This is a genomic window from Neobacillus niacini NBRC 15566, assembly GCF_001591505.1.
Classification (GTDB): Bacteria; Bacillota; Bacilli; order Bacillales; family Cytobacillaceae; genus Neobacillus; species Neobacillus niacini.
On sequence record NZ_BCVA01000092.1, the window covers coordinates 1 to 5,555 of the forward strand.

7 protein-coding genes are annotated in these 5,555 nt (G+C 35.3%); all 7 read right to left on the bottom strand.

What is annotated here, in order from left to right:
- Positions 1-89: 89 nt before the first annotated feature.
- Positions 90-602, bottom strand: a complete 513-nt coding sequence (locus BANA01_RS28620; RefSeq protein ID WP_034677014.1) for a DoxX family membrane protein — start codon at positions 600-602, stop codon at positions 90-92.
- A gap of 381 nt (positions 603-983) precedes the next feature.
- Complete coding sequence (locus BANA01_RS28625) at positions 984-1,508, bottom strand: DUF1259 domain-containing protein (protein WP_326160894.1); 525 nt, start codon at positions 1,506-1,508, stop codon at positions 984-986.
- A 106-nt stretch (positions 1,509-1,614) separates the two neighbouring features.
- Entirely contained in the window at positions 1,615-3,198 is a 1,584-nt protein-coding gene (locus BANA01_RS28630) for a GMC family oxidoreductase (protein ID WP_034677016.1), read from the bottom strand.
- 135 nt (positions 3,199-3,333) lie between these two features.
- Positions 3,334-3,708, bottom strand: a complete 375-nt coding sequence (locus BANA01_RS28635) for a hypothetical protein (RefSeq protein WP_034677018.1) — start codon at positions 3,706-3,708, stop codon at positions 3,334-3,336.
- A gap of 45 nt (positions 3,709-3,753) precedes the next feature.
- Positions 3,754-4,038, bottom strand: coding sequence for a hypothetical protein (locus BANA01_RS28640; protein ID WP_034677021.1), 285 nt, complete (start codon positions 4,036-4,038; stop codon positions 3,754-3,756).
- Positions 4,039-4,093: 55 nt separating this feature from the next.
- Positions 4,094-4,459: a hypothetical protein gene (locus BANA01_RS28645; RefSeq protein WP_218008437.1), complete on the bottom strand. Its 366-nt coding sequence runs from the start codon at positions 4,457-4,459 to the stop codon at positions 4,094-4,096.
- 304 nt (positions 4,460-4,763) lie between these two features.
- Positions 4,764-5,234 carry a DinB family protein gene (locus tag BANA01_RS28650; protein WP_034677025.1) on the bottom strand — a complete coding sequence of 157 codons (471 nt, stop codon included), beginning with the start codon at positions 5,232-5,234 and terminating at the stop codon, positions 4,764-4,766.
- Positions 5,235-5,555 lie beyond the last annotated feature (321 nt).

Sequence of the window (5,555 nt, forward strand, 5' to 3'; positions counted from 1 at the left end):
GTAAATGACACAATGTAGTTTGGTTTTATAATTCATGAGTTATAAAAGGATTTCTTATTGGGCTAACTGGCAGGTTAGGGGTATTTACATTAGGCACTTTGGGAAAATGGTGCATTCCCAGCTTTTTTATTTATCAATTTTCCTAATAGCGGCATGAACCAACGATCCAATCCCAACTTTCCAGCATTTATTCCTGCCACAAGAAGAAACAATCCTAGTAAAACCATTTGAGGATTTATACTTGTTGTTCCAGATAACATATAAGCAAAGTTCATTGTAAGGCCCATTAGTATAGAAAATGATGTGAAAATACCAAAAATTAATCCGAGACCTACTAAAAATTCTCCCCAAGGAACGATTACATTAAAAAGGTCAACGTACGGTAATGCAACCTTTTTCAAAAAATTTCCCCACCAAGGTTGAACAGCAGGGTGCTCACCAGACATATTTTTTATTGCTCCATTAATAAAGCCGCTTGCATCAAAGTTACCACTAGAGATTTTCCCCCAGCCAGCATTTAACCACTGCCATCCAAGATAGAGTCGAAGTACAGTAAGCAGCAATGATACATAACGATTTTCCTTTAGAAATTGAATAAACATAATAAAACCTCCTGAGTAAATGATAATTATTATCAATGATATTGATTATCATTATCGCTTGTTTTATTGTGATTAACAATAAGAAAAAGGGACCGAATAATATTCAATTTTTAGTTAATTTTTCCTATTAATGGTTGAGCTTTCTCCAAATCAATATGAAAGTACTACTTTAAGATTAGAATCATTTTAAATAAGAACGGATACCTAATTAATTATATGGCAAGTATGTATTAATTTTTTTAAAGTAAGATTTACGACAGTTCAAAATTCAGTTGAAAAACTTGAACGTTTTTGTAATGTTATTTTGTAAATATTAAAGTCGTTAAATAGTTAAAGCCATTTGTGAGATAGAATAATAATCGTCACAAATGGCTTTGATATTTAAATCAAACCAACTTCTCTAGCGGCTTCAAAACTGTTTCTAGCAAACGTAAACGAATCTCCAACATTCTCCCAGTGCATATACATTAATCTTGGATTCTCAAAAAGCCAATGGTTATGAACGGCAGTTACAATAATTCCTCTCCTGCGCAACGCAGTTAGAAAAGGATTAATTTCTCTTTGAAGGATAACTGTTTCTCCTAGATTCAGCGTTCTTCCGCCAATGTTATTTTCAAAGGATAATGCAAATGGAAGTGCAAGTGGGGATCGAGTGCGGCGGCCTAAAATAGTAGCATCAATGTTACGAAGACGTTGCACAACACAGGCAGGAGCTGCAGTAATAACCTCTCCTCCAATAATATCTGCAAGTTGTTGGCAAGTGGAAGTATTCCTATTTCTAGCCATATTTCTTCTATCATTTGAATGTCTTCTTCTTGAATCTTGATCCATGTTCGGATCGAAATCAAAATCGAACTCATCATTAACATCAAAATTTCTAGAGTTATCATACTCTCTTCTACTCACTAAAATCACCTCCTTGTCCATAAGATTCATTAAACAGTTTATTCAGTAATGGAGAATCGGAATAGGCGTTTTATATGGCTGTCAGACAACTATTTTTGAATAATGGTTATAAGGTATTTTCAAGGTGTTTCGCTATTGTATATCCAATTAGGTAAGCAGTTGCAGAAGTGTTACCGTCGACTGTAAAAGGTATGATAGAAGCATCGGCAACCATTAAATTATCAACTCCATGTACATTACCAAAACGATCCACTACCCCACCTCGATTAAAAGGTGCCATACGTAGTGAGCTTTGTTGATGGTGGTTATGATCGAAATTTTCTTTTATATAGTTTTCCAGTTCTTCATCGTCTTGAATGGTTTCGAGAGTGGGACTAACCAGCTGATAATGAGGGTCAATTTTTGAGAGATTGTCGGCAATATCTGTAATGTACGTTTTATAGATTGCTTTAACTACCTCCATGTCATAACGATTATCAAGAAAACCTTCATCCGCAAGTACAATTTTTAACGGGTCATTATTTTGAATTTCAATTCTTCCACGGCTTTTAGGTTGTAAAAATAAAATAGCAATATTTAAACTGCCTTCTGAGAATATTCCTATTAACTGTACACCACGGCGTCGATTATTTTTGCTAGTAAGTGGATTAGGTAAAAAAGCACCGCCTGTATAAAGAGCGAATGGGTCATTTTGCAGCTCTGGGATATCTTTCCGATTTACTGTAAATGTAGCTGTATTTAAAGTATGATTGGTTAAAAATTCACCTACATTTGGATTATTAAATACAACAGGAATGCCTGCCTGGTGAAGAGCGTCTGCGGGTCCAATCCCAGATAACATTAATAGTTGGGTACTGTTTATGCCTGCTGAAATAATCACTTTTTTACGGGCAAATGCACGTACCCTTTTACCTTCCATTAGGAATTCAATACCAATTGCGGTTTTGCCATCAAATAAAATGCGTAACGCAGTTGACTTATACACAACTCTTAACTTTCGCCCATTAACACCAATTCCATCAGGAGTCATAATGTCTGAAGACAAAAATGCAGTGGATGAACTCTCACGCTGTCCATTGTTTTTTTGAAATAGTTGCCAGCGAGTAAAAGGACCAATAGGGGTTTTGGGGTCATTATAATCCAGTATTTTACGAAAACCAGTTGCTTGTTCCATAGCTGAAACCAGCTTTTTTGTCATAGTAGGAGGATTTAGTGGGGCTTGCCTGATATTTAAACGCCCATCAAAACCGTGAAATTCTGGGCTATTTGTTTTACCATGAAAATTTTCTAACTGTTTAAAGGTTTGTATAGCATTCTCAGGTGACCACAGTGGACCTAAGAGCATTTCCCAATCTCTTAAAACAGAAGGTGTAGGTCTTACATATTGCTCTCCATTAATAGATGAACCTCCACCCGAAAGCCGGCCAGTTGTCCATTCAAAGGTTCTGTTATCTACTTCTGGTTGAGGTGCACCTTCTCCTTGCCAAAAGTATTGTGCGAAAAATTGTTCCTCTAGTTCTAGAGCAAATCTAGAATCACGAATGGGCTGGTCCCTATCATTATTTTCTCCAGCCTCCAAAACAAGTACCGAAGTTTTTTTATCATCTGAAAGTGTCTTTGCTATCACTGCACCAGCAGGGCCAGTTCCAACGACTATAAAATCAAATATGTTTTTCGAACTTTTTTCCATATTAACATCTCTCTTCTTATCAACTTTCTTAGATACCGCAATATAGGGAAAAGAATGTGACAAGAGAATTCTAATAAAAATTAAACTACTATTCCCTCGTTCTCCTAAATCTTATTAAAAAGAAGAGTGATACAATTAATCCACTCTTCTTTTACTTCTTTTGAACAATTTTACATCAGTAACATTATTCGGTATTAATGAAGTAACATTAAAACCCTTTCCATGGATAAGATTTTCAAGACTTCTTACCGCTTCATCAAACTCTTCCACAGTCATTTGTTTAGTAGCAAGCAGCGAAGTAAGAATGGCAAATGCAATTGGTGTAGTACCCACATGTACATCAACTTGCACATCTACATCAGAGTTACCACTTTGTCCAATCGTATTTATGTTTTCGCTTTTAATTCTTACGCTATCTTCTTTAATAGCAAGAGATTCGGAAGAGTTATTAGTTTTTGAATTTTGCCAACCAGAAGGGAGGTTCTTACTTTTGCCTCTGTATTTTCCCATTAATTCCACCTATTCTAATAACATAGCCCCACCATTTATTGTTAATTAAAAATCTACATCTATATCAGTATTTTGATCCTGACCGTTTTCTTGATCTTGCTCAGTTCTTACACGTGCATTACTTCTGCTATTTAAGGTAATATCTACACGGGAATTTCCTGAGTTATTTATAGTAGCTCTAGCCACATTTGTGTTTCTGTCAATGTTGCGTACGTCCGCTTCTGCATCTGACTCTGAACGATTACGAATATCGTTTTCAAAATCATTATTTACATCCACATTCACATCTGTGTTTGTGTTATTACGGCGGTTATTATGTCTTCTTGACATTTTACTTCCCCCTATAATTATTTAAATGAAAGTCATAAATTTGTTAGAACCTATCTTATAAATCAACATCAACATTTGTGTCTTGATCTTGTTCATTATCTTGCTCTTGGTCGGATCTTACACGAGCATTGCTGTTGCTGTTTAATCGAACATCCACACGAGAATTTCCTGAGTTATTTATAGTAGCTCTAGCCACATTTGTGTTTCTATCGGTGTTTTGTACTTCTGCTTCCGCTTCTGACACTGAAGTATTTCTCACTTCATTATCAAATTCATTATCAATATCCACATCAACATCGACATTTGTGTTATCGTTCCTGTTCCTGTTGTTGCTAGTGTCATTGTTTTTTGCAGAACCTCTAAACACAGATTGGTTTCTTCGATTATCAAACTCTCTTTCCCTTTTCAATTGGCCCAACACCTTTCCCTATTTATCTTTAGCATTTTATTCTTTAATCGCCTCTCTAGATTGGACATGATGCCGAAGACAAACGCCCTTTTTAGGGTAATAAAGCCCTATAGTTGGAATTGTTTTTCGAGAAAACATTTAGAGGAGAAGGACTTGTTGATTAACGTCATATTTGAACCAAATTGCGATGAAATTAGATATAGTTGTTACTCGAGGGCGTATCCCTATTGAGGATTAAAACAAGAAATGGGGCAAACATAAACGGATTCAGAATAAAAAAGGTGCATCACTATTGTGGTAGCACCATTGGAGTGGATTAATCCCAGATACGGACTCTTGGAACACCTGCTGTTCTTAAATAATCCAATAACTGACCCGTATGAATGGATTCATGATAGCCAACACGTAATAACATGTCGCCTAAATCTCTTATGTAACCTGAATCAGAGCGGTCTATCTTTATATTTTCTAAGTCTTCTTCAGAAAATGACTTGATTGTATCTATGAACGCTTTTCTATAAGGTTCAGCATATTCCACTTCGGCATTTACTGAGGTAAATGGACGATTTTCGAAAGGAGAATTGAAAACGGACAAACTCCCACTATTTTTAATTGCTAAGTGATAGTAATGTTCACTTTCTAGTACGTGTCTAATCATTTCTAGGCAATTCATTGCTTCACCATCTGGCTTCCAATGAAGTTTCTCATCAGGAATAGAACTCCAAACTTTAATGCTTCTTCTCCTAATTTCATTAAAGTTTAAAATAATTAAATCAATAGAATTCATTAAAATTCCTCCTTTTATTAGAGCATCTTAATTATACACGAATGAATGTTCGTTTCTGTGGAAAAAGAGAAATATTTAGATAATTTATTACTGTTTCCAAACAATAATCTTGTGGAACGGTCACTTTCTCCCTTCAGCTTAAAAAACTTTTGTTCAAAATGCGACATAATTGTATCTGTGATAAATCAGAATGTGCCTTTTTTGTTCTCCGTAATAAAATCTGATGAGGATTAGTCTAAATAAAAAAGAAAACAGAAGCGTCGGTTGACGCTTCTGTTCACTAAAGAATTAGTGTTTTTTTTTGTGATTCTTTTATAAAGC